Origin of the sequence: Paenibacillus sp. An7 (genome assembly GCF_009870785.1) — a bacterium.
In the GTDB taxonomy this organism is placed as follows: Bacteria; Bacillota; Bacilli; order Paenibacillales; family Paenibacillaceae; genus Paenibacillus.
The window spans coordinates 153,427-179,529 of record NZ_WTWX01000007.1 but is presented as its reverse complement, the minus strand read 5'-3'; the positions used below and the strand labels follow the sequence as shown (position 1 = coordinate 179,529).

At 41.9% G+C, this 26,103-nt stretch carries 24 protein-coding genes and 1 other RNA gene; 2 read left to right on the top strand and 23 right to left on the bottom strand.

Translation table 11 applies throughout. The features are described from left to right. Positions 1–225: 225 nt before the first annotated feature. The 13 genes from GQY27_RS11290 to rpoE form a co-directional block, all read right to left on the bottom strand. The gene (locus tag GQY27_RS11290; RefSeq protein WP_160034353.1) at positions 226–498 is read right to left on the bottom strand and encodes a pro-sigmaK processing inhibitor BofA family protein; all 273 of its coding nucleotides are present in this window, start codon (positions 496–498) and stop codon (positions 226–228) included. After that, entirely contained in the window at positions 495–806 is a 312-nt protein-coding gene (locus tag GQY27_RS11285; RefSeq protein WP_160034351.1) for a DUF2508 family protein, read from the bottom strand. Before GQY27_RS11285 ends, GQY27_RS11290 begins: the two co-directional genes overlap by 4 nt. Before the next feature lie 225 nt (positions 807–1,031). Continuing rightward, a complete protein-coding gene (gene recR, locus GQY27_RS11280; RefSeq protein WP_160034349.1) occupies positions 1,032–1,631 on the bottom strand; it encodes a recombination mediator RecR in 600 nt (199 codons plus the stop codon). A gap of 30 nt (positions 1,632–1,661) precedes the next feature. Beyond that, positions 1,662–1,973 (bottom strand): YbaB/EbfC family nucleoid-associated protein, encoded by a 312-nt coding sequence (locus GQY27_RS11275; protein ID WP_160034347.1) that lies wholly within the window; start codon positions 1,971–1,973, stop codon positions 1,662–1,664. 41 nt (positions 1,974–2,014) lie between these two features. Beyond that, entirely contained in the window at positions 2,015–3,748 is a 1,734-nt protein-coding gene (gene dnaX, locus GQY27_RS11270) for a DNA polymerase III subunit gamma/tau (RefSeq protein WP_160034345.1), read from the bottom strand. 212 nt (positions 3,749–3,960) lie between these two features. Further along, positions 3,961–4,228: signal recognition particle sRNA large type (gene ffs / locus GQY27_RS11265), an RNA gene on the bottom strand. A gap of 120 nt (positions 4,229–4,348) precedes the next feature. Continuing rightward, positions 4,349–4,546: a 50S ribosomal protein L31 gene (rpmE, locus tag GQY27_RS11260; protein ID WP_160034343.1), complete on the bottom strand. Its 198-nt coding sequence runs from the start codon at positions 4,544–4,546 to the stop codon at positions 4,349–4,351. 107 nt (positions 4,547–4,653) lie between these two features. Then, positions 4,654–5,970, bottom strand: coding sequence for a transcription termination factor Rho (rho, locus tag GQY27_RS11255; protein ID WP_160034341.1), 1,317 nt, complete (start codon positions 5,968–5,970; stop codon positions 4,654–4,656). A 273-nt stretch (positions 5,971–6,243) separates the two neighbouring features. Then, complete coding sequence (gene murA, locus GQY27_RS11250) at positions 6,244–7,497, bottom strand: UDP-N-acetylglucosamine 1-carboxyvinyltransferase (RefSeq protein ID WP_160034339.1); 1,254 nt, start codon at positions 7,495–7,497, stop codon at positions 6,244–6,246. A 170-nt stretch (positions 7,498–7,667) separates the two neighbouring features. Then, a complete protein-coding gene (gene fba / locus GQY27_RS11245; protein WP_160034337.1) occupies positions 7,668–8,522 on the bottom strand; it encodes a class II fructose-1,6-bisphosphate aldolase in 855 nt (284 codons plus the stop codon). Positions 8,523–8,711: 189 nt separating this feature from the next. After that, a complete protein-coding gene (locus GQY27_RS11240; RefSeq protein ID WP_160034335.1) occupies positions 8,712–9,086 on the bottom strand; it encodes a response regulator in 375 nt (124 codons plus the stop codon). Between the two features lie 195 nt (positions 9,087–9,281). After that, a complete protein-coding gene (gene pyrG / locus GQY27_RS11235) occupies positions 9,282–10,892 on the bottom strand; it encodes a CTP synthase (protein ID WP_160034333.1) in 1,611 nt (536 codons plus the stop codon). A gap of 330 nt (positions 10,893–11,222) precedes the next feature. After that, positions 11,223–11,762, bottom strand: coding sequence for a DNA-directed RNA polymerase subunit delta (rpoE, locus tag GQY27_RS11230; RefSeq protein WP_160034331.1), 540 nt, complete (start codon positions 11,760–11,762; stop codon positions 11,223–11,225). A 414-nt stretch (positions 11,763–12,176) separates the two neighbouring features. On the opposite strand from rpoE, the gene GQY27_RS11225 reads away from it, so the two are divergent. Next, a complete protein-coding gene (locus GQY27_RS11225) occupies positions 12,177–13,331 on the top strand; it encodes a S8 family peptidase (RefSeq protein WP_160034329.1) in 1,155 nt (384 codons plus the stop codon). A gap of 123 nt (positions 13,332–13,454) precedes the next feature. Here GQY27_RS11225 and argS read toward each other — a convergent pair whose 3' ends face one another. The 10 genes from argS to GQY27_RS11175 form a co-directional block, all read right to left on the bottom strand. Beyond that, entirely contained in the window at positions 13,455–15,134 is a 1,680-nt protein-coding gene (gene argS / locus GQY27_RS11220) for an arginine--tRNA ligase (RefSeq protein WP_160034327.1), read from the bottom strand. Between the two features lie 4 nt (positions 15,135–15,138). Continuing rightward, entirely contained in the window at positions 15,139–15,558 is a 420-nt protein-coding gene (locus tag GQY27_RS11215; RefSeq protein ID WP_160034325.1) for a YwiB family protein, read from the bottom strand. 268 nt (positions 15,559–15,826) lie between these two features. After that, on the bottom strand, positions 15,827–16,696 hold the full coding sequence (gene speB / locus GQY27_RS11210; RefSeq protein WP_160034323.1) for an agmatinase: 870 nt from the start codon (positions 16,694–16,696) through the stop codon (positions 15,827–15,829). A gap of 16 nt (positions 16,697–16,712) precedes the next feature. Then, positions 16,713–17,540 (bottom strand): polyamine aminopropyltransferase, encoded by an 828-nt coding sequence (gene speE / locus GQY27_RS11205; RefSeq protein WP_160034321.1) that lies wholly within the window; start codon positions 17,538–17,540, stop codon positions 16,713–16,715. Between the two features lie 317 nt (positions 17,541–17,857). Beyond that, a complete protein-coding gene (mnhG, locus tag GQY27_RS11200; RefSeq protein WP_160034319.1) occupies positions 17,858–18,256 on the bottom strand; it encodes a monovalent cation/H(+) antiporter subunit G in 399 nt (132 codons plus the stop codon). Next, positions 18,240–18,524: a Na(+)/H(+) antiporter subunit F1 gene (locus tag GQY27_RS11195; RefSeq protein ID WP_160034317.1), complete on the bottom strand. Its 285-nt coding sequence runs from the start codon at positions 18,522–18,524 to the stop codon at positions 18,240–18,242. The genes mnhG and GQY27_RS11195 overlap by 17 nt, the downstream gene beginning before the upstream one ends. Next, positions 18,524–19,000: a Na+/H+ antiporter subunit E gene (locus GQY27_RS11190; protein WP_160034315.1), complete on the bottom strand. Its 477-nt coding sequence runs from the start codon at positions 18,998–19,000 to the stop codon at positions 18,524–18,526. Before GQY27_RS11190 ends, GQY27_RS11195 begins: the two co-directional genes overlap by 1 nt. A 3-nt stretch (positions 19,001–19,003) precedes the next feature. Continuing rightward, entirely contained in the window at positions 19,004–20,488 is a 1,485-nt protein-coding gene (locus GQY27_RS11185; RefSeq protein WP_160034313.1) for a Na+/H+ antiporter subunit D, read from the bottom strand. Beyond that, the gene (locus tag GQY27_RS11180; protein WP_160034311.1) at positions 20,481–20,819 is read right to left on the bottom strand and encodes a Na(+)/H(+) antiporter subunit C; all 339 of its coding nucleotides are present in this window, start codon (positions 20,817–20,819) and stop codon (positions 20,481–20,483) included. Before GQY27_RS11180 ends, GQY27_RS11185 begins: the two co-directional genes overlap by 8 nt. Positions 20,820–20,821: 2 nt before the next feature. Further along, positions 20,822–23,734, bottom strand: coding sequence for a Na+/H+ antiporter subunit A (locus tag GQY27_RS11175; RefSeq protein ID WP_160034309.1), 2,913 nt, complete (start codon positions 23,732–23,734; stop codon positions 20,822–20,824). 184 nt (positions 23,735–23,918) lie between these two features. Here GQY27_RS11175 and GQY27_RS11170 point away from each other — a divergent pair, with 184 nt between their 5' ends. Continuing rightward, positions 23,919–25,973 carry a transglycosylase domain-containing protein gene (locus tag GQY27_RS11170; protein ID WP_160034307.1) on the top strand — a complete coding sequence of 685 codons (2,055 nt, stop codon included), beginning with the start codon at positions 23,919–23,921 and terminating at the stop codon, positions 25,971–25,973. The last annotated feature ends 130 nt before the right edge of the window (positions 25,974–26,103 follow it).

Below are 26,103 nucleotides of genomic sequence, written 5' to 3'. Positions count from 1 at the left end.
CACTCACGAGTTTTACTTACGTAAAACTCCTCGTTGTTCAGTTTTCAAAGATCAAGCTTTTCGTTAATCGCTTTGTTTCAGCGACCTTTATAATATATCATGTTAGCTACCTTCATGTCAAGAGTTTTTTTAATTTTCTTTTTCAGCTGATTTCTCAGCTTCATTTCTAATTAAATTCTCTTTTTTAGGGCCGAAATATAATTTATCATATACCTAGTACTAATGTCAACTACTAAATAAAGAATATTTTAAACCTAATAAAAGACCCACTCCAGGCAGTCCTAATACCGTCACCGTCCCTATTGTTGTAGGGTTTATAGGTATATACATATTTCCGGTCAAGCCAGAATAGTTAATTACATAAATCCCTAGAGAGGCAAGAACTAAGTGAAGGCCAAATGAGGAGATCCAGCCCAGCCCCAATCTTTTTCTAAACACAATAATCAGTAACAGCAGTAAGGAAACGGATAATACTCCCCAGAGAATTATATCCCTCAATGTGAACCCTCCACTCTTTTAGCAAGGTTATTATAAGGAGTATCATTCACACATTCATGAGTTGATCCTACAACTCCATAGTTCTTGGCTCTTCTAAGATGCATTTGATATCTTCGCTCTGCAGCCTCAAGAATAAAAATCGCATAATCAATTTGATCTTGCTCTACTGCTTCTTCAAACATACAATGTGCCGCTTTCCACTCTTCATGCGATTTTTTAATGTCTTCAAAAATCTCCTTATGAATCTCCACACTTTCATTTAACAAGTTTCCGCTCTTATATCTCATAGACTTTATCCAACTAACCATAATGACCCCTCCGCTCATTGTCCTTATATCATTCTTGAAGCAAGAATGTTTGGAATGAAACAGTTACACAGTGACTGGTACATGAATGCTCGTCCTTCTCCATAAAGCAGTCATCTAAAAAGCTAACGTTATTCCATTCATATCGCAGGAGAGGTCACCTTAGAACTAAAAAAGCTCCCCATTGGGAGCTTTTTTATAATTCATCATATTAAGTTCACGGTACTACTAATGCAACTGGCGCCGTCCTTCGAGCGCCTTCGATAAAGTCACTTCATCCGCATACTCCAAATCGCCGCCCACAGGAAGTCCGTGAGCAATCCGGCTCACATAAATCCCGAAAGGCTTAACCAGCCTTGAGATATACATCGCTGTAGCCTCTCCCTCAATGTTAGGATTGGTTGCAAGTATCAATTCTTTGACCCGCTCATCACTCAGTCTCATAAGCAGCTCTTTAAGTTTGATATCGTCGGGACCGATTCCCTCCATAGGAGAGATGGCTCCTTGAAGTACATGGTAGTAACCATCGAATTCTTTTGTCCGTTCCATAGCCACAAGGTCTTTCGAGTCCTGAACTACACAAATGACAGAAGGGTCGCGGGATTTATCTTGGCATATTCGGCAAGGATCTGTATCTGTAATGTTACAGCATACCGAACAGTAATGAAGATTTCTCTTCACACTTACCAGCGCCTTAGCAAAATCGATTACGTCGTCTTCATTCATCTTCAGCACATGAAAAGCTAGGCGTGCCGCCGTTTTGGGGCCAATGCCAGGTAGACGAGTAAACGCATCTATAAGTTTCGCGATCGGTTCAGGATAATACAAAATTACATTCTCCTTCTAGATCAATTCAATTTAGAACAAGCCAGGGATTTTCATGCCGTTTGTGAATTTACCCATATCTTGGTTAGCCAACTCATCAGCTTTAGTCATTGCATCATTTACTGCAGCCATAACCAGATCTTGCAGCATTTCTACGTCTTCTGGATCTACAGCTTCTGGTTTAATTGTGATGGAAGTCAGTTTTTTATGACCATTAACTTCTGCAGTGACTACACCGCCGCCAGAGGTACCCACTACTGTTTTTGTTCCAAGCTCTTCTTGAGCTTTCAGCATTTGTTCCTGCATCTTCTTCACTTGCTTCATCATCTGGTTCATGTTATTCATCGTTCATCATCTCCTAATTGGGTTTTATTTGATTTAGAGTTTCATTCTTTAATGATAACCAATTTCTCACCAAAAAGCTCAAGTGCCTCGTCAATCCAAGGCTCCTTTTTTCCATCCACTTGTTCCATTTCAAGCGTGAACTCTTCTTCCTTCTTCGGATCAGAGGAACCTTCAATCACGGCGAGCCAGTCTTTTTGCAGCATCGTAACAAGCCGAAGCGGTCTTCCAACCACCTGCTCAAGAACACTCTCAATCACTTGTTTATTTGCTGGTTTCTCTGTCGTTTCACGGTGAATGTTATTCTTAAAAGCAACAAGAACTGCATCATTTAGAACAGATACAGGTTCTCCATCCACAAACCAGGCGTGGACTGTCACTTTTTCCTCTTTCACACGCTGGAGGATTTGACTCCATTTTTTGCTGATATCAGTGAATTCTGCACTGTCCTTCTCAGCAATATATTGATCCATATGAGGCGGTATTTTGGCTACCCCTGAGGATCTTGGAGCAGAAGGACGGTTAGATCTAGCCGGAGCTGCTGAATTTTGGTTCGCAGTCCCTACACCGCCATTCTTTAATGCTTTATCAAGTTTCTGCTCAAGTTCTGCAATTTGTCGTTTCATTGCGGCTAACTCAGAAGAACTTACTGCAGTGCCCCCTCCTGCCTCAGAAGCAGACTCACCCGCACCCTTAGGAAGACTACACAATTTTAGAAGCGCTACTTCGAACAACGTCTGCGGCTGTGCCGCATATTTCATTTCGCTCTGATAACGATTCAGTGTATCAATAATATAAAAAAGTTGTTCCCTCGAAAACGCCTCTGCCATTCCTTTAAAAGAGGAAGGGTCAAGTAGACGATCCGTCATATGTTCCGCATTCGGGACCATTTTAATCAGGAGAAGATCTCGGAAATAATAAAGAAGGTTCTCCATACTCTTATCTGCACTTTTTCCTTCTTGCATGAACTGCTCTACCGTCTGCAGCACCTCGCCCACTTCTCCCTGTAGGAGAAACTGAGCAAGTTTACCAAACTGTTCTGCTGGCAAGCCGCCGGTCATATCCAGCGTTTGACTGTAAGTCACTTGTCCTCCTGTAAAGGAAGAAACCTGGTCTAGAATACTCAGCGCATCCCGCATACCTCCGTCCGAAAGACGGGCAATATACTGAAGCGCCTCTTCCTCGGCAGTAATCTCCTCTTCTTTACAGATCATAGCAAGACGCTCTGTCTGTTCCTCCAGCGAAACTCGGCGAAAATCAAACCGCTGACAGCGAGAGATAATCGTTGCAGGAAGTCTGTGAGGCTCTGTTGTTGCTAAAATAAACATCACGTGCGGCGGCGGTTCTTCAAGCGTTTTAAGAAGTGCATTAAATGCTTCTGTCGTCAGCATGTGTACCTCATCAATGATGTACACTTTATGACGAACCTCTGTTGGAGCATACTTTACTTTTTCGCGAAGATCACGAATTTCTTCAACCCCTCGGTTAGAGGCCGCGTCAATCTCTTGAACATCCATCACTGCTCCAGATGTAATTCGAAGGCACGCTTCACATTCATTGCACGGCTCAGTGCTTGGACCACGTTCACAGTTAACAGCTTTGGCCAAAATTTTAGCCGCACTTGTCTTTCCTGTTCCTCGTGGACCACTGAATAAATACGCATGCGAAATCCGCTGTTCACGAATGGCATTCTGTAAGGTCTGAATAATATGCTGTTGTCCAACCATGTCTTGAAACGACTGAGGCCGCCAAGCACGGTACAACGCAATATGTTCCACTGTGCTTTACCCTCTTTCCACATGTCTCGTGACCTTTTGTCGTGGCTTCATTATACTATATTCCCTGCTCAATCAAAACTTTAAAAAGCAACTGCGTATAAATTAGCCTTTCCTTTTAGACCCTATAAAACAAAAAAATCCTTGCAAATATATGCAAAGATGTCCGTTTTTCTCTATATAACACATTTCTTGAATGTTTTTTTAAAATAGAACCGTGCACCTGTTATCGATAATTGCGATCCAAGCGGCACCCCTGCATAACAACTCGGGTTAGGCACCCCTCCGGCACAAGAGTGGTCTTGCTTATGGCTGCTTCCTTCCGGACCTGACCAAGTTCACAAGTACTCATTGCGGAGGACCCAGCCGTCAACATTGCATGCAGAGACCAAACCTCACATCGACAAAACCTCTAACAGGAATTCAACCTCGCTACAGCGGATTGCGAGTTACAGGGCACCGCTACCTCCCCATCTAGCACGGTAAAAATAATTATATCGCAAGACAGGCAAAATTGCAACCGATTATGACCCATCCCATTATTTGCTTATCTCCAAAAAACAAAAATGAGGCAAGCGTAGAAACGCAAGCCTCATATCAAAATTAGATACCGTATTTTTTCTTAAATCTATCAACACGACCACCAGCATCCAGGAATTTCTGTTTACCAGTGAAGAACGGGTGACATGCGGAGCATACCTCTACACGCAGTGATTCTTTAACAGAGCCCGTTTCAAATGTGTTACCACAAGCGCAAGTAGCTGTAGTTATGTGATATTTTGGTTGAATCGCTTCATTCATGACTTTCACCTCTTCTTGCCCTGAACCTCATGCGGATCCAGAGTTATTAAGAACACAGCATTAATTATAGCATGTACATTTTGCAAATGCAATGCTTAAGCCCAGATTTACGTTGTCGCTGAAGCTGTTGTTGTCCGGTTCGATCGGCGTGGTGCACCGCTTCCTGGATTCGTATTTTGACCCGCTGTATCAAGCGAAGCGAGGAATTCAGTATTCGTCTTAGTATTACGCAATTTTTTAAGGAATCCTTCCACAAAATCATGACTGTCATTCATATTTTTACGCACAGCCCAAATCGCATCCAGCTCTTCTTTGCTAAGGAGAACTTCTTCACGGCGTGTACCAGAACGACGAATATCGATGGCTGGGAAAATACGGCGTTCAGCAAGTTTGCGATCCAAGTGAAGTTCCATATTGCCCGTACCTTTGAACTCTTCATAAATGATATCATCCATCCGGGATCCTGTATCAATCAGAGCTGTCGCTAAAATAGTTAAGCTTCCACCCTCTTCTACGTTACGAGCGGAACCGAAGAACCGTTTAGGACGATGGAATGCTGCCGGGTCTATACCGCCGCTGAGTGTTCGTCCAGAAGGAGGAATCACCAGGTTGTATGCACGCGCAAGACGGGTGATACTATCTAGAAGAATGACGACATCCTTTTTAGCTTCTACTAAACGTAAAGCACGCTCAAGTACAAGTTCAGCTACTTTAATATGATTTTCCGGTAGTTCATCAAAAGTGGATGCTACCACTTCCCCTTTTACAGAACGCTGCATATCCGTTACTTCTTCAGGACGTTCATCAATCAGTAGTACAAATAATTCGATTTCCGGATTGTTGGTTGAAATACTGTTGGCAATCTCTTTCAGAAGAAGCGTTTTTCCCGCTTTGGGTGGAGCAACGATAAGACCGCGCTGTCCCAATCCTACGGGAGCAAGCACATCCATAATTCGGGTAGATAAATTCGTCGGGGATGTTTCAAGCGTTAGCTTTTTCTGTGGATATAGAGGAGTTAAGGCTGGAAAATGGAGTCGTTCTGCGGCATGATCAGGACTTTGACCATTAACAGCATTGACTTGCAATAGACCAAAATATCGCTCATTCTCTTTAGGAGTTCGACATTTACCTGATACAAGATCTCCTGTCCTTAGATCAAACTTTCGAATTTGTGAAGCAGAAATATAAATATCTTCTTTACTTGGCAAATAGTTTATCGGGCGAAGGAAACCATAACCTTCAGGCAGAATCTCTAGAACACCTTCCATAAACATAAGTCCACTTTGTTCTGCTTGTGCACGAAGAATAGCAAAAACGAGCTCCTTTTTCTTGAGCTGCCCATAATAAGGGATCTGGTACTTCTTTGCTAACTTGTACAAATCAGTTAGCTTCATTACCTCCAGATCAGAAATTTGTAGATCCATAAAATAACCACCTATTCAATTATTAAGTCCGTTGTAAGGAGAACAGCTGACGGTGCAGCCTTTTATTATAAGCTCATGAGTTACATTCAGATGCTCTTATTCTCCATTGTACGGAAAATACCCTGTATATTGCAAATGATATGTTCCGCGCTTTCATACACTGTAATAAACAAATCTATAAAATAGGTTTACCCATTTTCACAAGGGATATTCAACCGAAGATATACTTCTTGCACAGGTTTTAATACCCCTTATGAAAATAATAATCAGTTCTTAGTCATTCTGTCGCCAAACGTCAGCACCAAGCTCTCTCAAGTTGGTAACCAGATGATCATAACCCCGATCGATAAACTCTACTCCGGTCACTTCTGTAATTCCTTCACTTACAGTCAGTCCAGCAATAACTAACGCAGCACCAGCACGTAAATCTGTTGCTTTTACTTTCGCTGCATTAAGCGGGTGTCCTTCTATAATGGCAGAGCGCCCCTCAACTCGTATCTTTGCACCCATTCGGGCTAGTTCAGGAACATGCTTGAAACGGTTGCTATATACAAAGTCGCTCAGCACACTGACTCCATCTGCCTGCGTCAGTAGACTCGTCATTGGTGATTGCAAGTCCGTTGCGAAGCCCGGATAAACAAGCGCCTTAACATCAATGCTCCCATAATTTTGTTTTCCAATAACTCGAATGCTCTCGTCAAGTTCTTCAATCCCCACACCCATCTCAATCAGCTTGGCTGTTAATGCTTCCAGATGTTTAGGAATGACATTGTCAATAAGAACGTTCCCACGTGTCGCTGCTGCTGCGATCATATAGGTTCCAGCTTGGATACGGTCAGGGATAATAGAATGACGGCAGCCTCGGAGTTCCGACTTGCCTTCAATTCGAATCGTCTCTGTACCTGCTCCCTTAATAGAAGCACCCATAGAATTCAAAAGTGTTGCTACATCTATAATCTCAGGCTCTTTAGCCGCATTTTCGATAATTGTAGAGCCTTTGGCACGAGTGGCCGCAAGCATAATATTAATAGTTGCCCCTACACTAACAACGTCCAAATAGATCTTAGCGCCTTTTAATTCCTTCGCGTGAAGATGAATAGCTCCATGTTCATTAGTAACTGTAGCGCCCAGAGCTTCAAACCCCTTGATATGTTGGTCAATTGGCCGAGGCTCAAAGTTACATCCTCCAGGAAGTCCAATAACTGCTTCCTTAAAACGACCAAGCATCGCTCCCATCATATAGTAGGAAGCACGAAGTTTCTTAACGGGACCATTAGGCATCGGCAGCGAGATAATGTGTGTAGGATCAATTCTCATCTGGTTGCCTTCCCATGAAACATTTGCACCAAGTTCTTCAAGAATTTCGGAATAAACAGCAACATCACTGAGTAAAGGTAAATTATCAAGTATAACTTCTGATTCGGCTAAAATCGCTGCCGGAATCAGTGCAATCGCACTGTTTTTAGCACCGCTGATCGTAACGGTACCTTGAAGTGGACGTCCACCACTAATCATTAATTTTTCCATAAGGTAAAGGGTCCCCCTAGAAATCACTTCTAGCCGAAAAAAAAGTTCTAATTGGCAAAGTTTAGTATAACATATCCTAATCACGAATTAAAAATTGTATTAAAAATGGAAACACACCGACTAAGCGGTGTGTTTCCATTAATAGCTATATCATTAATTAAAGAGCAATCTTATGCTTTATTGTTGGATCCGAATTCACGAATTTTTCCAACAACTGTTTCTTTGATTGCTTCACGTCCTGGTTGGATGAACGTACGAGGATCGTAAGCATCTGGTTTTGCAGCAAGAACTTCGCGAACAACTTTAGCGAATGCGATTTGGTTCTCTGTGTTTACATTGATTTTGGATGTTCCCAAAGAAATTGCTTTTTTGATGTCATGTTCAGGAATTCCTGTACCACCATGAAGAACAAGTGGAGTATGAACTGCGTTGCAGATTTCTTCCATCTCTTTGAATCCAAGGTTTGGTTCGCCTTTGTAAGGACCGTGTACAGAACCAAGAGCTGGAGCAAGTGTATCGATACCTGTTTCGTTAACGATGCGAAGGCAATCGTCAAGTTTCGCGTACATTACTTCACCAACAACATCATCCTCTTGTCCACCAACGATACCAACTTCTGCTTCAACAGAAACATTTTTGGAGTGAGCATAATCAACCACTTGTTTTGTGATTTGAACGTTCTCGTCGATTGGATGGTGAGATCCGTCGATCATAACGGAAGTGAAACCAGCGTCAATCGCTTCTTTACATTTATCAAAGCTGGAACCATGGTCCAGGTGAATTGCTACAGGCACGGAAATTTTCATATCGTGCATAAGACCTTCCACCATTTTTACAACGGTATAGAAACCGCCCATGTGACGAGCTGCACCTTCAGAAACACCTAGAATCACTGGAGATTTTTCTTGTTCAGCTGCACCCAAGATTGCTTGAGTCCACTCAAGGTTATTGATGTTAAATTGTCCAACTGCATATTTACCTTCAAGTGCTTTGTTCAACATGTCTGTCATAGATACTAATGGCATGGTTTAAATCCTCCTAAAATGATTGTTTGTCTATGGTTTAAAGCCGACTTCACATACGAGACTTATTATACCACATCCCATGTCAAATACTAAACATAGGTAATAAAAATAGCTGTGCTCTTTTCCACAGGGAAAAACCCACTACAAAAAATCCTGCCCAGGAAGACAGAACTTCATACACCTTCCTTACTATGTGTTTACCCCGCTTAGCTGCATATTTACCGCAACCCGCATCTCATCAATATCAAAAGGCTTCGTAAAATGCATAAGTGCACCCAGCTCTGTTGCTTCTTTAATCATATCTAGTTCTCCATATGCCGTCATCATAATCACTTTTATGGAAGGATTCATTTCCTTAATATGTTTAAGAATCTCCAGACCATCCATTCCAGGGATTTTCATATCTAACAGGACAAGATCAGGGGTATGCTTCTCAACAATCTCAAGAGCGACCTTACCATTGGCTGCTTGATAAGTTGTATACCCTTCACTGTTAAATACCTCCATGAGCAAAATCCGAATTCCATTTTGATCATCGACAATGAGCACCTTTTTATTATTCATCTAAACCTCCTGCGATCTTATCTCTTGATTCTACCCGCTCATCATTGTTACCTAAATGACCATTAGGTTATTTATTTAAAGATTCTACCTTTCTCTGATAAATCCTGCTTCTCTTGCTCAAACAAAAAAGACCCCTGGACGGGGTCTTTTGTATCTATATTAATCAAAGCCCGATCTGGGACTTTGTTCCGATCTTTACAAGTTCTCTGAATGAGTAAGAGATGCTTTTACAAATTCACGGAAAAGAGGGTGTGGACGGTTTGGACGTGAAATGAATTCCGGATGGAATTGAACAGACAAGAACCAAGGATGTTCTGGCAGTTCCACAATTTCTACAAGACGGCCATCTGGTGAAGTACCAGAAATAACAAGACCTGCATTCTCAATCATTTCGCGATATTGATTGTTAAACTCGTACCGGTGACGATGTCTTTCATATACCAGTTCATCTTGGTAACATGCTGCTGCAAGAGAACCTTCTTGCAACTTACAAGGGTATAGTCCAAGTCTCATCGTACCACCCATATCTTCAATATCCTTCTGTTCAGGAAGAAGATCAATTACAGGGAACTCTGTAGAAGGGTTAATTTCAGAGCTGTTTGCATCTGTAAGTCCCACTACGGAACGTGCATATTCAATTACAGATACTTGCATTCCAAGGCAAATACCGAAGAATGGAATTTTATTCTCACGAGCATAACGGATGGCAGATACTTTACCTTCGATACCGCGATCACCAAATCCGCCTGGTACCAAGATACCGCCGATGCCGTGTAGAAGCTCATCTACGTTCTCATCTGTAATTTCTTCTGCATTAACCCAGCGAAGTTTCACATCTGAATTTGCAGCAAATCCTGCGTGGGAAAGAGACTCAACAACACTGAGATAGGCATCATGAAGAGCAACATACTTACCAACAATCGCAATCTCCACAGTTCTTTCCAGCTTTTTAATTTGGCTAACGAGATTTTCCCACTCGCTCATGTCCGGCAATGGAGTCGTCAGCTTTAAATGGTTTACTACGATCTCATCAAGACCCTCTTCACGCAAAATCAAAGGAACATCATATAGAGTACTTGCATCGCGGCATTCCACCACAGCGTGAGGATCAATATCACAGAAAAGAGCCAGCTTAGCCTTAACATCTGCAGATAGTTCTTGCTCCGTACGGCAGACAATAACATTAGGCTGAATACCGATGCTGCGCAGTTCTTTTACACTGTGCTGTGTTGGTTTTGTTTTGATTTCGCCAGCAGCTTTAATAAAAGGAATTAACGTAACATGAATATACATTACATTGTCACGGCCTACATCACCTTTGAGTTGACGAATGGCTTCCAGATACGGCAGACTCTCGATATCGCCTACAGTTCCGCCAATTTCAGTAATAACAACATCCGATCCCGCTTCACGACCTGCACGTAAAACACGTTCCTTAATTTCGTTCGTAATATGAGGAATAACTTGTACCGTACCACCCAGATATTCTCCGCGGCGTTCTTTACTAATAACAGACGAGTATACCTTACCTGTCGTCACATTGCTGTTCTTGGACAGATTAATATCAATAAAACGCTCATAGTGTCCAAGGTCAAGGTCTGTCTCCGCACCATCATCTGTAACAAACACTTCACCATGCTGATAAGGACTCATTGTTCCTGGGTCCACGTTGATGTATGGATCAAATTTTTGAATGGTTACTTTAAGTCCTCTATTCTTGAGCAATCTCCCAAGAGATGCAGCCGTAATCCCTTTACCCAGGGAAGAAACAACCCCGCCCGTCACGAAAATATACTTTGTTGTCACTACTAATACCCTCCTATTAAAAGTCCGTTAAAATCAGGCGACATTATGATGTTATCCTAACCCATTTTTCAGGTTATCATCGTAAAAAAGGGAACATGCAAAAATTGCTTGCAAAAAAACATCCCGCCTCACACGTTCAAGGCGGTCCATTTTCTTACCTATCAACTTCCCCTATAAAAAACAAAAAAGCACACCCGAAAAACGGGGCACTTTTTTATATAAAAACAAGTGTAATTATTGTCGTTCAATCATAAGCCCATGCAATAGTTTACTCGTTTGCATGATCTTTTGTCAAGGATGTTCACAGACTTTATAAGACTAGGTTTGGGACTAATTTAAATCGTCTTCATCTTCTGAAGAGTCATCGTCTTCTTCTTCCAGGTCGTCCTCTTCATCAAGTTCTTCATCACCGATGATTTCTTCTTCGTCATCAGAATCGTCATCAAAGAGATCTTCGTCTTCGTCTTCATCTGGACTATCGAAATCTTCTTTTTCATTTACAAATGTGTCTAGTGTATCTTCTTCCTCAACATATTCCTCATCATCATCATCGTCATCATTGATGATTCTTGGACGTTTCGTACCAGTTACACCGTCCTCAGACTTATCTATTGGGTACCAACGTTTCAATCCCCAAAGATTCGTGCCTACATAGGCAAAACGACCATCAATATTGATTTCGGTATATAGCTGAGCGATGACATCATTTGATTCTGCAGCATTCAAACCACGTTGTTTAGCTACCTCTTGCATAAGATCACGGTAGTACATCGGTGTATTGACTGCTTTCAATACCATAAATGCCAAGTCAACTAACGGCATCTCACGAATTTGCTCTGGATCTAATTTTAATTTGAGTGAGGTACTCACTTGCGGACACTTCCTCTCACACATAATTCACTGACTTTTTTCGTTTCAATAACTTGGATCTATATCTAACATATCCATTAACAAACATAAGTAAAACCTATTTAGCACTAAAATGCAAGTTTTATGTAAGGAGATATCTTGCAAAAATAATTTCGCTTCTTTTAAAGCGAATCCAAAATTTAAAAAGACGGAGGTCCCTCCCCCGTCTTCTGACTGTATCCGCCCTGAAGAAATACTCTTCTACGGGTCCCCGCAAGAGCTATGAAGCTCTCCATGTATAGTATGAGTATTCTTCCGTTTTGACACGAACCAAATGGCCTATTTATTAAAAAAAACAGGCAAGTTTCCCATGCAGTTCGGATGTCCTCCTCATAGTATACCTCAAGCATGGCATCCAGAGGGGGACTTCCCAAAATGGACTATTCCACATTTTTAAAAATGATCCATAATGAAATTGAGCACACCTCCCGCCCAGTCGGAAGACATCAAATTATCCGTTTTATGAAACCACACCAATACTGGGACTGCCTAGATCAATTACGCAAAATGAAATCTTCCCTCAGCAAGCTACAGTATATACGTGCCTCGCATTTAATAAGAGCGCTCATTGTCCCTCTCCCCTCCTCCGCAAGACTCATTCACTCTCACAACGAAGTTATTGTTGAACAGGACACTAAAATCAAGGTCCACTTCGCTTCTGCACGGATTCCAAAACCAGAAAGCAGTCTGGGTGTCCCTTGGGGAGTAAAACAAATCCGAGCTCCTAAGGCATGGTCTACGTCAACGGGACATAAAATTAAAATTGCCGTTATTGATACTGGAGCTGATTATCAGCATCCTGATCTTAGACATTCATTGGCTAGAGGAATCAACTTGCTGAATAGGAATATGCTCCCGCTTGATGATAACGGTCATGGCACTCATATTGCAGGAACGATCGCAGCAGCGAACAGCATGGAAGGAATTATAGGTGTGGCGCCGAGATCCGTTATTTATCCGGTTAAAGCTTTTGACAATCAAGGCTCTGCCTATGTATCCGATATCATTCTAGGGATTGATTGGTGTGTCCGGAACCGAGTAGATATCATCAATATGAGCTTTGGTATGAGGACTAAGAGTAAAGCGCTCCTGGATGTCGTTAACAGAGCCACCAAACAAGGTATTGTTATCGTTGCATCTTCAGGGAATGATGGGAAACGAAGAAGCATTGATTATCCAGCAAGATATGCTCAAACCATTTCAGTAGGGGCATCAGATGAGAATCGGCAAATCGCTGATTTTAGCAACAGAGGTCCGCATGTAGATATCTATGCACCAGGAAAAAATATAAACTCCTGCTGGGTACAGGGAAGATATCATGAAATGAGCGGAACATCGATGGCAACTTCGCATGTGAGCGGGGCAATTGCGCTACTTATGGCGGAGAAACCCGGCTTATCTCCTGATGAAATTAAGAACCTAATTAGGAAAACAGCAACCCCTTTGCGTTCCCGTAAAGCCACAAGAGGGACTGAACAAGGGGGAGAATTGCATGCACTGCGCCTTCTTCGGGAAGGGATGAAATTATGAATTTCATAAAACAGCTAAATCGCAACCAGCTAATGATAATTTCATAGGAACTTAAAACAAACAAAAAACCCTCCCGTTCAAAGGAGGGTTTTATTTGTTTTCAGCAGAGGTACATAAACGTTCTTACATTTTTTCCGGAGCGCTTACGCCTACTAGCTTCAACGCATTGTTAATTACGATACGTACTGCACCGAGCAGAGCAAGACGAGCTTGTGTTTGTTCTGCATCATCTGTAATTACTCGTTCAGCCTTGTAATAACTGTGGAACATAGAGGCCAGTTCATATACATAACGAACGATGCGGTGCGGTGCATGTCCTTTTGCTGCGGTTGCAATTTCTTCAGGGAACTCACCAAGCTTGCGAAGCAAGTTGTATTCATGTTCGGAAGTCAGCTTGGATAGATCAACATCACGCACTGGATAAACCGTTATTCCTTGCTCTTCTGCCTGACGATATACGCTGCATACACGAGCATGTGCATATTGAACATAGAATACTGGGTTCTCATTGGAAGTGGAAATGGCCAAATCCATATCAAAATCAAGATGAGAATCCATACTGCGCATTGTAAAGAAGTAGCGAATTGCATCTACTCCCACTTCATCCATCAGATCTTCCATCGTTACTGCTTTACCTGTACGCTTGGACATTTTTACTTTCTCGCCATCTTGGAACAAGCTGACCATTTGGGCAATCAATACGATCAATTTATCCGGATCATTACCGAGTGCTTCCATTGCCGCTTTCATTCTTGGGATATATCCATGGTGATCCGCACCCCAAATATTGATCATGGTATCATATCCGCGAGCATATTTATCACGGTGATAAGCAATGTCTGGAGTCAGATAAGTATAGGTGCCATCATTCTTAATAAGCACACGGTTCTTATCATCGCCATACTTCGTAGTTTCGAGCCAAGTTGCTCCTTCTTCTTCAAAAATCTCATTTCTTTCGCGTAGTTCATCGAGCGCATTAAGCACTGCACCATTATCATATAATGAAGTCTCGCTGAACCAATTATCAAAGGATACCCGGAAACGGCCTAGATCACGTTTGATTTTATCAAGTTCTTTCTCTAAACCATAGTCTCTGAAAAATGCTGCACGATCGCTTGGGCTCATTTCAAGGAGAGAAGAACCTTTCTCCGCAATTAACTCTTTAGCAAAACCGCGAATATCAGCGCCATGGTATCCGTCTTCTGGCATCTCAACTTCTTGACCCAGCTCTTGAAGATACCGGGCTTCAATAGACTTGCTTAGGTTAAATACTTGGTTACCGGCATCATTAATATAGTATTCACGAGTCACTTCGTAACCTGCAAAGTCGAGCACATTACAAAGAGCATCCCCTACTGCTGCTCCGCGAGCATGGCCTAAGTGAAGGCTTCCTGTTGGATTCGCACTAACAAACTCAACTTGAACTTTACGTCCTTCGCCCAGATTTACCCGGCCATAGTCGTCACCTTGTTCTTGAACAAGTTCAACGATAGGATACAAGTAACTTTTCGTTAAACGAAAATTAATGAATCCAGGTCCCGCGATTTCTGCTGATTCAATCCCTGCATCGGAAAGATTCAGATGTTCAATGATTTGTTCAGCGATCATGCGAGGGTTTTTCTTAGCAATACGAGTAAGCTGCATCGCTGCATTTGTTGCAAGATCTCCATGATTCTTATCTTTTGGTACTTCGAGTACAATATTCGGCATTTCTTCTGAGGTAACCAGCCCTGCAGAAATTATGGCTTCTTCAATTCCTTTAGTTACCTGCTCGTTAATTAGATCGAGTGGATTGCGTGTCATGATTTTATTGATCCTCCTGAATTTCTATACTAATAGACAATTGTCCTGATTGTTCCTCAAATACATATAAATCATAGCTGAACGAAATCTTCCCCGATAAATTCGACAAGGATAAGGACAGCTCTTTCGTATCGGTAGATAAAGCAAAGGAACTAAAAGGTGAACGATAAAAACCGGGCAGCCTTTTCCCCTGTTCAAATGTTTGCTCTGATTCTACACCGCCGTGCCGAATCAGCTTTACACTATGGTCTGTTATCTTCACCGTGTTACGAATAGGTTTACTTCCAGGCAGCTGTTCTTCTTCCTCATAACGTATATATAAGGCATTACCTTTCCGTAAAGCTTCACCCACAACCTGCTGATTTACTTTCTCACCATCAGCGACACTGTGAATTTGGAGTTTGACAGGACTCCATACTGACATCTTTTTCTTCTCCCATCTATTCATAGGCGTACTTTCTTCATTCATCTTTTATATATTCTATATAGTTTACCGATATTGTTCAAATTTAAATCCTGCCTGCAGCTACAAAAAGAACCTGATTCTCGGTAGGAAACAAGGAATATGTGCTCGGCACGCATAAAAACACCCCTTAAATCTCTGACTAATAAAAAATCAGGAGGTTTAAAGGGTGTATTCTTTACGGAGATCTCTTATCTGCGTATTTAATAAAGATTTGAAAACAAATCGTTTACTTCACAAATCCAAGCAGCATCTCACGAAGAAGCTTCGCTGCCACAATCGGCGTCTGCTGTGTAGGATCATAGATTGGAGCTACTTCTACCACGTCAAAACCTACCACATTTACATTTGAGTCAGCAATCGCATGAATTGCTTCCAACAGTTCTTTAGAAGTAATTCCGCCCGCTTCCGCTGTACCCGTTCCCGGTGCTGCAGAAGGATCAAGCACGTCAATATCAATGGTGACATAGACAGGTCGATTACCCATAGAAGGAAGTTCTTTCTTCAACGGCTCGGCCACATCGAACGGATGGAAGTTAATATGCTCACGTGCATACTGGAACTCTTCTCTTGAACCAGAACGAATACCAAATTGATAGATATTCTTTCCACCCATAAGCTCAGCAGCTTTACGAATTGGAGTAGAGTGGGAGAGCGGCTCCCCTTCATACTGATCACGAAGATCAGCATGAGCATCAATATGAATGATCGCAAGATCAGGATATTTTTTATACGTTGCTTCAATTACCGGCCAAGTCACAAGATGTTCTCCGCCTAGACCAACTGGAATTTTATCATCTGCAAGCAAACCTTCCACATATTCACGAATCACATCGAGACTGCGGCTTGCATTACCAAAAGGAAGCAATAAATCTCCTGCATCATAATAATTCATATCTACAATGCTTTTATCGAGATAAGGACTATACTCCTCCAGTCCAACTGAAGCCTGACGAATATGTGCCGGGCCAAAACGAGAACCTGGGCGGAAACTTACCGTGTAATCCATAGGCATGCCATAAATTACAGCTTTAGCTCCCTCATAATCTTCGGAACTGCAAATAAACACGTTGCCTGAATAGGCTTGATCAAGCTTCATCTGTAAAAGACCTCCTCTATTTAATCAAATCTTCTACAAATTTAGGCAACACGAATGCTGCTTTGTGAAGACGCGGTGTATAGTATTTTGTATCCATTTCCGGAATTGCACTCTCATCCACTTCAAGCGGATCATATTTCTTGCTTCCCATAGTAAACGTCCACAGTCCACTTGGATAGGTTGGAATATTCGCAGTGTATACTCGAACAATCGGGAATACTTCCTTCACATCTTTATTTACACTTTGAATTAAATCTGCCTTAAACCAAGGATTGTCCGTTTGAGCAACAAAAATTCCATCCTCTTTTAAAGCTTCATAAATTCCTTGATAGAATCCACGCGTAAAAAGATTTGCTGCAGGACCCACTGGTTCAGTGGAATCTACCATAATAACGTCATAAGTATTCTTATGATCATGAATGTGCATGAAACCATCGTTTACAAGCACTTCAACACGAGGATTTTCTAGCCCACCCGCAATGCTTGGCAAATATTTTTTGGAATATTCAATAACTTTTCCATCGATATCAACCAGAACTGCCTTTTTCACCTGCGGGTGTTTTAATACTTCACGAATCACTCCGCCGTCTCCGCCGCCAACAACAAGAACCTGTTCTGGGTTTGGATGTGTATATAGAACCGGATGCGCAACCATTTCATGATATACGAATTCGTCTTTTTCTGTTGTCATTACCATACCATCAAGCAAAAGCATGTTGCCGAACTCTTCGGTTTTTACCATAGCTAAATCCTGAAAATCTGTCTTCTCACTTACGTAAGTCTCTTTAATCTTCATTGTAATACCAAAATCTTCAGTTTGTTTCTCCGTAAACCACAATTCCATCGTTAACTACCTTCTCTCGATTAGAATAAGTGTTCAGCCGTCATATGATCGCCGTAAAATGGCCCTATATAGGAAGGGTTCCCTGTAATTTAGGCCAGCTCAGCTGGAGTTTTCCATCGTAAACAGCGTTTACGAAGCGATATGGAAAAGACGTTCCTGGCTCGCACCAGTATGAATTCCGTTTCACTTCTAATATTGTACTAAACGTAAATACCTATAAATGCACTTTTGCATTATACGTTAAACCAGAAATAACTGTAAAGAAATTGTGAAGAATATCACTCTGCATCTTTTTATTCGCCTTTTTATTGGCCTTTTTATTCATCTTTTTCATCCACTGATACTTCTTCTTCCTCTGCTAGAATACGCTTCTTCCCTCGAAGAACAGGAGCTAGTGCATCTTGAACGGTCCCTTTCCACAGCGGGACGTCTGTACGATAGGCTGCCCTAGCATTAAGATGACCGGCAACAGGAGCTGTCATAAACACAAACAGAATACCTAGAAGGAGCCTTGCACTTATATACCCGTCATATACAATGAAAAACAAGAAACTTCCAAAAAGGATGCACAAAATCCCAAGTGTTGTACTCTTTGTTGCAGCATGAGCACGGAGATAAACATCTGGAAGTCGAATGAGTCCAAAGGCGCTCAGCACACTGATGATGGAACCAAACAGAACTAAGAGCCCGATGAGTATACTAAAGATCGTCATCATTTTCGAGTACGACCCCCCTCTCGATAAATCTTGCAAAGGCGACTGTACTAATAAAAGCCAAGATGCCTATAAGCAAAATAATATCTACGTAAGCCTGTGTATGAAGCAGCATGGAGAGAACCGCCACACTTCCTATGAGCTGAATTCCTATCGTGTCGAGTGCAGTAATTCGATCTGCCATTGAAGGACCTTTTAATATCCGATATAGACAACCGATTATTGAGATACCTAATAGAAGCAAAGAAATATTTAGAATGACTTGCAGCATTATCTCGTCACCTCCATTATGGCTTTTTCAAAGGAATCCCGGATGCTTGAAACCATTTCCTCTTCTTCAGACATGTTAAAAGCATGGATATATAAGGTGCGTTTGTTTTTTGAAATTTCCAGCGCAAGCGTTCCCGGTGTTAAGGAGATAAATAGAAATAAAAGCATGATTTCAAAGTCCGAAGTCAGCTCCGTCCGATACTTAAACGTACCTGGGGTAATATCCAGCTTCGGCTTCAGTATGGCGCCAATCACCTGAAATGACGAGCGGAACAGTTCGACGAGAAGCAATTTCAGCAGCTTGATCACAGCCCAAATACGGATAATATAAAACGGAGTGGGAAAAAAGCGCCGGAATATTCCAATAATGAATAGACCTAATACATATCCCGTTACGAAACCGGCTCCAGTCCAGGATTGATTCAAAAGCATCCATAAGAAGGCGATGATCAAATTAAGTACGATTTGTCGTGCCATCGATCACCACTCCTTCATTACGTTATTAATATAAAGATTAGGGTCTATGAGTACGTGTGCTGCTGTTGAGAGTGCAGGATAAAGAACTTCAGCAAATATTCCTATTCCAATAATCAGAATAAACAGGAACCCTGACGGAACAAGCAACTTGTTTACAGAAATCTGTGTTGTCCCTCCATGAATTGTTTTATCCCTGCCCCAAAATGCATAAATGAACACCCGCAGCACAGAGTACAGCATAATAAAACTTGCAATAACAGCAATGGCTGTAAGCCCATAAAGACCTGCATCAAGTCCTCCTTCAAACAACATCAGTTTACCTGGAAATCCACTAAGCGGCGGTACTCCGGCAAGAGCAAGTGCTGTAACAAAGAACATCCAGCCGAGTAAAGGGTATTTCTTAATCATCCCACCCATATTGTTCAAATTAGATGTACCCGCAGCAGCAATGAGTGCTCCTCCGAGCAAAAAGAGCAGTGATTTGATAATCATGTCATGTATGAGATAAAACATGAGACCCTCAAGTGCCAGCTTATTGCCAGCTGCCATACCAAAAGCAACAAATCCTACACCCGCTACGACATTGTAGACAAGTATTTTGTTCACGTCCTTATAAGCGATCGCTCCAATAACGCCGAGCAACATTGTCGCTCCTGCCATCCAGCCAATAATAGCATTTGTAAATTGCAGATCATGATAAAAGATTAACGTGAATACCCTTACGATGGCATATAAACCTACTTTGGTCAGCAGACCAGCGAATAAGGCAGTGACAAGAGCCGGCGGAGCTGCGTACGATCCAGATAACCAGAAAAAGAGAAACAGACCTGCTTTAATGCTGAAGATAAGCAAAAACAATAAAGCAATGACCCCTAAAATTCCATCTTGACCTACTTCAGCCACTCGTACAGACAGATGGGCCATATTAATGGTCCCTGTCACAGAATACAGATACCCAATAGCAACTACTAGTAAAGATGACGAAACCATATTAATAAGTACATATTTCAGTGACTCTCTAAGCTGACGTTCTGTATTGCCCAGTACCAAAAGCGCATAAGAGGAAATCAGCATCAGCTCAAAGCAAACAAACAAATTAAATAGATCACCTGTTAGAAAAGATCCATTTACACCCGCCATTAAGAATTGAAAAAATACATAGAAGTGATGTTTCTCCCGCTCTTCTGTAATGCTTTGAAAAGCATAAAAAGTACAGGCGACTGAAATAATGGAAGACACCAACACTAATAATGAAGCGAGTGTATCTGCAACAAATACAATGCCGTAGGGAGCTGCCCATCCCCCCATATTAAGAAGCTGAAGCCCTGATGTGGACACCGTATAAAATAAGAAAGCCGTAACCAGGAGCGTAGCAATCGAACCAATTCCACTAATCAGGCGCTGCATCCGGACAGATTTCATAAAGAAAACGAGCAAAATTCCGGTGAGTACAGGCAAGAAGATGGGAAGAACAACCACATTATTCATATTTCGGCCCCCTTACTTCTTCCATATCGTCCGTTTTTAACTTCAGATAGGAGCGATACGCAAGGACGAAAAAGAATGCCAAAAGTCCAAAGTTAATAACTATGGAGGTTAGAATTAATGCCTGTGGCAGTGGATCTACGTAATTCTCGGCCTTCTCTCCTAAAAGGGGAGGTGCTCCCGTCTTTAGACGGGCCATGGTCATCAGGAGTAAATGTACACCATGGGTTAACAAGGAAAGACCTAGTACAAGACGAAGCAAACTCCTTGAAAGAATTAAATACACTCCTATAGCAAATAGAATACCTACGGTAACACTCATAATAATTTCCATAACTAACGGTCCTCCCCGATCTGTAAGATGATCGTCATGGTGACACCCAAGACAGCCATAAACACCCCAGTCTCAAATAGGGTAGCAGTCGTTAATTCCACTTCTCCCAGCAAAGGAATATCAAAATATCCAAATGCCTGACTCATAAATGGTAAGTCAAAGACAAAGGAACCAGCCGCTGTTGCCAAAGAGATTAAGAGCCCACAGGCGATAACTGTACGATAATCTACGGGTAGAATCCGGCGAAGAGTATCTGTATTAAACGCAATGGCTAAAAGAACGAGAGCGGATGCGGTAACCAGTCCACTAATAAAGCCTCCGCCTGGTTGATGATGTCCCGCAAAGAAAAGATAGAGCGCAAAGATAAGGATGATAAACACGATAATTTTAGTACTCATCTGCAGGAACACATCGTTACTGCGAAGTGAAACACTGTTCCAACTCTCTGGATTCGAGTTACTTTTCTCTTCCTCCGTTGATTCGTGCTTCTCCTTTGCGATTGTATGATGAGAAGATCCCAAGTCTTTGCCATTCATGTTGAGATTAATCATGGAATAAATAGCAAGTGCTGCTACGCCTAAGACCATAATTTCAAGTAATGTATCAAAACCTCTAAAATCGACCAGCAGTACATTCACAATATTTTTTCCGCCTGCTAGGTTGTAACTTTCCGCCGTGTAGAACTCAGATATGGTTTCAAGCTGTATGGTTCCGCTAGCAGCGAGAGCAATCAGCATGATAATAATACCCACACCAATAGAAACAATCAGGTTTATAGACTTATATTTCATGCTCGATTTCGGCGTAAGTTCAGGAAGATGATAAAAGCACAACAGAAACAGTGCTACGGATACAGTCTCCACAACCATCTGGGTCAAGGCGAGGTCTGGTGCACGGAATAACACAAAGAACAAACTAACCAGATAACCAACTGCTCCTGTTAAAATAACAGCCGATAAGCGATGTTTAGCAAAGGGTATACAGATTGCTGTAACGACGAGACCAACAAGTAAAATGGTTTCGTATAACTTAAAGGAATCATATCCACTGAAATTCCATTCAATATTCGTTGCATGATAGAAACCGTAGCTGATCAACACAATCATAAACACAAAGATATAGATGAGATAGTTCCGAACCGAACCATTCATATAAGTTTGTGTCCAACGTTTAGAAAATCGATGCAATGCACGAAATACAGCATTATAAAACTTATTAACGGTATACACAGGGATATAATCTTCATAAACCGTTTTCCAGCGAGGCAGCAATTTATAAGAGATAACACCCAGTACAATGACTCCTGCCGTCATCCATAATTCTGGAGTGACACCGTGCCAGAGATACAAATGGACATCAAACCGTTCCCCTTCAGCGAGGAGTGGAGATAGTACGGAAGCCATTGCCGGTTCTATAATCGACGAGGATAAAATATCGGGATAAATACCGGTGATTAATACCATAGATACAAGAATAAGGGGAGGAATCAACATTCCAATTGGAGCTTCATGCAGCTTTTGGAGTGGAATATCTGTTTTGTTCTTACCAAGGAAGGTACGAAACACAATAACGAGCGAGTAGATAAACGTCATTACACTACCGATCCAGGCAAGTACAGGAAAAATAATCCCCCATGTGCCAAGGCTAAATATAGAAAAGTCTGCTGCTTCAAGTGTGGCTTTGAAGAACATCTCCTTACTGACAAATCCATTAAATGGCGGCAGGCCGGCCATAGAAAAGGTACCGATCAGCGCAACGGTAAACGTAAACGGCATAACGGTAATTAACCCGCCAAGTTTCCGGATATCACGTGTACCGGTCTCATGATCTACAATCCCTGCCATCATAAATAGGGAGCCTTTAAACAGTGCATGATTGAACAAATGAAGTAATCCTGCCATTGTAGCTGTGGTATAAAGCAAGGACTCTGCGCCATAACCAAAGTAGAGTGCGGCTGATCCTAGTCCAAACAAAGACATAATTAGCCCCAGCTGCGATATAGTGGAATAGGCCAAGATTGCCTTTAAATCTGTTTTCTTTATGGCAATCAGTGCACCATAAACCATTGATATCGTCCCCACCAAAGAAATGATCCAAAACCAAGTGGCTTCTCCGCCAAAAACAGGTGTAAACCTGGCAACAATATAAATTCCTGCTTTGACCATGGTTGCCGAGTGCAAGTATGCACTAACGGGTGTTGGGGCCTCCATTGCATCAGGCAGCCAAACATGGAACGGAAACTGCGCTGATTTGGTGAAAGCTCCTATTAAGATTAAAATAAGAGCAGGAACAAATAGATGATGCTCTGCAATATTAGATACAGATGCGATCGTCTCCCGAATGCTGTAAGATCCGCTGATCAGATACAGTAAGATAAATCCAGTTAACATGGAGAATCCACCAAAAACAGTAATCAGGAATGACTTACTCGCGCCGCGGATTGACGCCTCTTTCTTGTGATGAAAAGCGATAAGTAAAAAAGAAGCAATACTGGTTAGTTCCCAGAACCCATACAAAACCATCATATTATCTGAAAGAACGACACCAAGCATGGCACCCATAAAAAGGAGCAGATATAGATAGAAACGATGCAAAGCTTGATCCTGCTTCATATAATAAATGGAATACAGTACAACCAAAGAGCCAATACCAGTAATAAGCAGCGCTAACAGTAAGCTTAACCCATCCAATAAAATGGTGAAGTTAATCCCAAGGGATGGCATCCAATCTAGCGATTCACTAATCAAATTTCGGTTACTTATTTGTGGAATTAAGCTCAGAAAGTAAATCAGTAGGACAAGCGGGATGGTTAGAACCGCCCAGCCCAAGTGGAAGCTGCGAGACAAACGTTTCATAAACGCTATCCCAACTCCTGCTAGAATGGGGAGCAGTATGGCCGCATGAATCAAGTACACAAGTACACCCCCTATGTAAAATAAAGAATCCAAAAGTCGTAGAGCAGAGTTAGCATGAACTAGACTTTATGTTAACCTTTACCCTAAATACCTGTGTAAAGAATCTGTACAAATCGTGAATAATGGATGAATTGTATTCCCATAATGGAATATAAGGCAGTTTTTTTGAAAGGAGACCTATGTGATGCCAGAATCTACAGATCAGTCAAAAACGCAATATTCTCGCACCAAAAAGATTCTGAAGTGGTTAGCAGGACTAACCGTACTGGGTCTGATATTTGCTGTTATACTTCTTGTCTATCTATATGCGACTAGTCTTCCTCTTGCAGATAATGACCATAACTCCAGGCTTTTTGATATAGATGGTGAAGTTATCGCCACATTCTCTCCCGAAGGGAAGGATTCAATTCCCGTCAAGTTAGACCAAGTTGCACCTACTCTTACCCAGGCTACCATCTCGGTAGAAGATCGAAAGTTTTATTCACACTATGGGTTTGACTGGAAAGGAGTGGCTCGTGCCATTCTCGTTAATATAAAAGAGATGAACATGTCCCAAGGGGCTAGTACGATCACACAGCAGCTGGCAAGAAACTTGTATCTGTCTCATGAGAAAACATGGTCTCGTAAAATTAAAGAGGCTATATACACAGCACAGCTTGAAATGAAGTACACCAAAGATGAAATTTTACAAATGTATCTTAACGAAATCTATTACGGCCATGGTGCTTATGGTATTGAATCCGCAGCGCAAATGTATTTTGGCAAGTCTGCAGCCGATTTAAATTTAGCGGAAAGTGCAATGCTTGCCGGCATTCCAAAAGGACCGACCTATTATTCTCCCTACAACAATATGAAGAAGGCGAAAGATCGTCAAAAGGTTGTACTGAATTCAATGGTCACTACCGGATCTATTACGCAAGAGGAAGCTGATGAGGCTTATAATGAAATGCTTGATATCAAGCCGAAAAGTCAGCCAAAGACAAATGAAAAAGCCTCCTATTTCCGAGACTATATAAGGAACGTAGTTGTTAATGATCTGGGGATTGATTCAGCCAAATTGGAACATGGCGGTCTTAACATTTACACCACCCTAGATATGAAGATGCAAGATGCTGCTGAAGATGCGATCGCTAACGGAATGGGTAAGGAAAGTGATCTTGAAGTAGGTTTAGTATCCGTTGATCCAAGAAATGGATATGTAAAGGCCATGGTCGGAGGCACAGACTATAACACCAGTCAGTACAACCATGCACTAGCGGATAATAGGCAGCCTGCATCCTCTTTTAAACCGATTATGTACTTGGCTGCCATTTCATCAAAGCAGATGACCGCTATCTCGCAATTTGATAGTAAACCGACTGTGTTCAAGTACGATAATGATCGTAAAACGTATGAGCCAAAAAACTTTGGTGATAAATATCTTGGACCCATTGATATGAGAAAAGCAATTGCGGTCTCTGATAATATTTATGCGGTGAGTACTCTAATGCAAATCGGAACAGACCCTGTTATTGAAATGGCCAAAAAACTCGGGATTACAAGTTCACTTAATCCCGTACCATCGCTGGCGCTGGGGACATCGCCTGTCAGTCCTTTTGAGATGGCGTCCGCTTATTCAGTTCTCGCTAATGAGGGACTTCGCAATGCCCCTATAGCTGTGCTGAAAATTACGGATGCAGCAGACCGAATTGTCTACAAAGTGCCGGAACAGACCCCTGAACAAGTAGTCGACACTGCTTCTGCTTATGTAGTAACAAGTCTGCTCGAAAGTGTCTTTGATACAGGCGGAACCGCTCACCGGGTAGCAGATAAGATCAAGAGACCGGTTGCCGGAAAAACAGGCACCACCAGTTCAGATGCTTGGCTTGTTGGCTATACACCCGAATTATCAACAGCAGTATGGGTAGGATATGATAATAATCAGGAGATTACTACTTCTGAAAGCCGAAGAGCCGCTCCTATTTTTGCAGAATATATGGAAAAAGCGCTCGAAAATGTTCCGCCGAAAATATTCCCTGTTCCTGAAGAAGTGGTTAGTGTCTATATCGATCCTTCTACCGGAAAACTTGCCGGGGAGAACTGTGAAAGCCGTAGACTTGAAGTGTTTGTCCGCGGTACAGAACCTACGGAATACTGCGATGAACATGAAGCAAAACCGGGTTCAAACGGAGAAGAAGAAATTCAAAATGACCGAGATGATTCTTGGTGGAATCACTTTAAACGTTGGTGGACGAATTAAGGGTCAAACAACTGTACGTTGTTACAAAATAAAGAGGGTTTCGGCTATTGAACTGAACCCCGAATGGTAGACACTTTAAAAAAAGTGACTCCATTCGGGGTTTTTCTATTTTCTTTATAGAAAAGTCCCG

What these genes read in the sequence shown, in the direction of transcription:
- GQY27_RS11285 (WP_160034351.1), bottom strand. Translation starts at nt 806, where the DNA reads ATGGTTAGTTGGATAAAGTCTATGAGATATAAGAGCGGAAACTTGTTA.
- GQY27_RS11275 (WP_160034347.1), bottom strand. Translation starts at nt 1,973, where the DNA reads ATGAATAACATGAACCAGATGATGAAGCAAGTGAAGAAGATGCAGGAA.
- rpmE (WP_160034343.1), bottom strand. Translation starts at nt 4,546, where the DNA reads ATGAATGAAGCGATTCAACCAAAATATCACATAACTACAGCTACTTGC.
- rho (WP_160034341.1), bottom strand. Translation starts at nt 5,970, where the DNA reads ATGGATCTACAAATTTCTGATCTGGAGGTAATGAAGCTAACTGATTTG.
- murA (WP_160034339.1), bottom strand. Translation starts at nt 7,497, where the DNA reads ATGGAAAAATTAATGATTAGTGGTGGACGTCCACTTCAAGGTACCGTT.
- fba (WP_160034337.1), bottom strand. Translation starts at nt 8,522, where the DNA reads ATGCCATTAGTATCTATGACAGACATGTTGAACAAAGCACTTGAAGGT.
- GQY27_RS11240 (WP_160034335.1), bottom strand. Translation starts at nt 9,086, where the DNA reads ATGAATAATAAAAAGGTGCTCATTGTCGATGATCAAAATGGAATTCGG.
- GQY27_RS11225 (WP_160034329.1), top strand. Translation starts at nt 12,177, where the DNA reads ATGGACTATTCCACATTTTTAAAAATGATCCATAATGAAATTGAGCAC.
- argS (WP_160034327.1), bottom strand. Translation starts at nt 15,134, where the DNA reads ATGACACGCAATCCACTCGATCTAATTAACGAGCAGGTAACTAAAGGA.
- GQY27_RS11215 (WP_160034325.1), bottom strand. Translation starts at nt 15,558, where the DNA reads ATGTCAGTATGGAGTCCTGTCAAACTCCAAATTCACAGTGTCGCTGAT.
- speB (WP_160034323.1), bottom strand. Translation starts at nt 16,696, where the DNA reads ATGAAGCTTGATCAAGCCTATTCAGGCAACGTGTTTATTTGCAGTTCC.
- speE (WP_160034321.1), bottom strand. Translation starts at nt 17,540, where the DNA reads ATGGAATTGTGGTTTACGGAGAAACAAACTGAAGATTTTGGTATTACA.
- mnhG (WP_160034319.1), bottom strand. Translation starts at nt 18,256, where the DNA reads ATGATGACGATCTTTAGTATACTCATCGGGCTCTTAGTTCTGTTTGGT.
- GQY27_RS11195 (WP_160034317.1), bottom strand. Translation starts at nt 18,524, where the DNA reads ATGCTGCAAGTCATTCTAAATATTTCTTTGCTTCTATTAGGTATCTCA.
- GQY27_RS11190 (WP_160034315.1), bottom strand. Translation starts at nt 19,000, where the DNA reads ATGGCACGACAAATCGTACTTAATTTGATCATCGCCTTCTTATGGATG.
- GQY27_RS11185 (WP_160034313.1), bottom strand. Translation starts at nt 20,488, where the DNA reads ATGAATAATGTGGTTGTTCTTCCCATCTTCTTGCCTGTACTCACCGGA.
- GQY27_RS11180 (WP_160034311.1), bottom strand. Translation starts at nt 20,819, where the DNA reads ATGGAAATTATTATGAGTGTTACCGTAGGTATTCTATTTGCTATAGGA.
- GQY27_RS11170 (WP_160034307.1), top strand. Translation starts at nt 23,919, where the DNA reads ATGCCAGAATCTACAGATCAGTCAAAAACGCAATATTCTCGCACCAAA.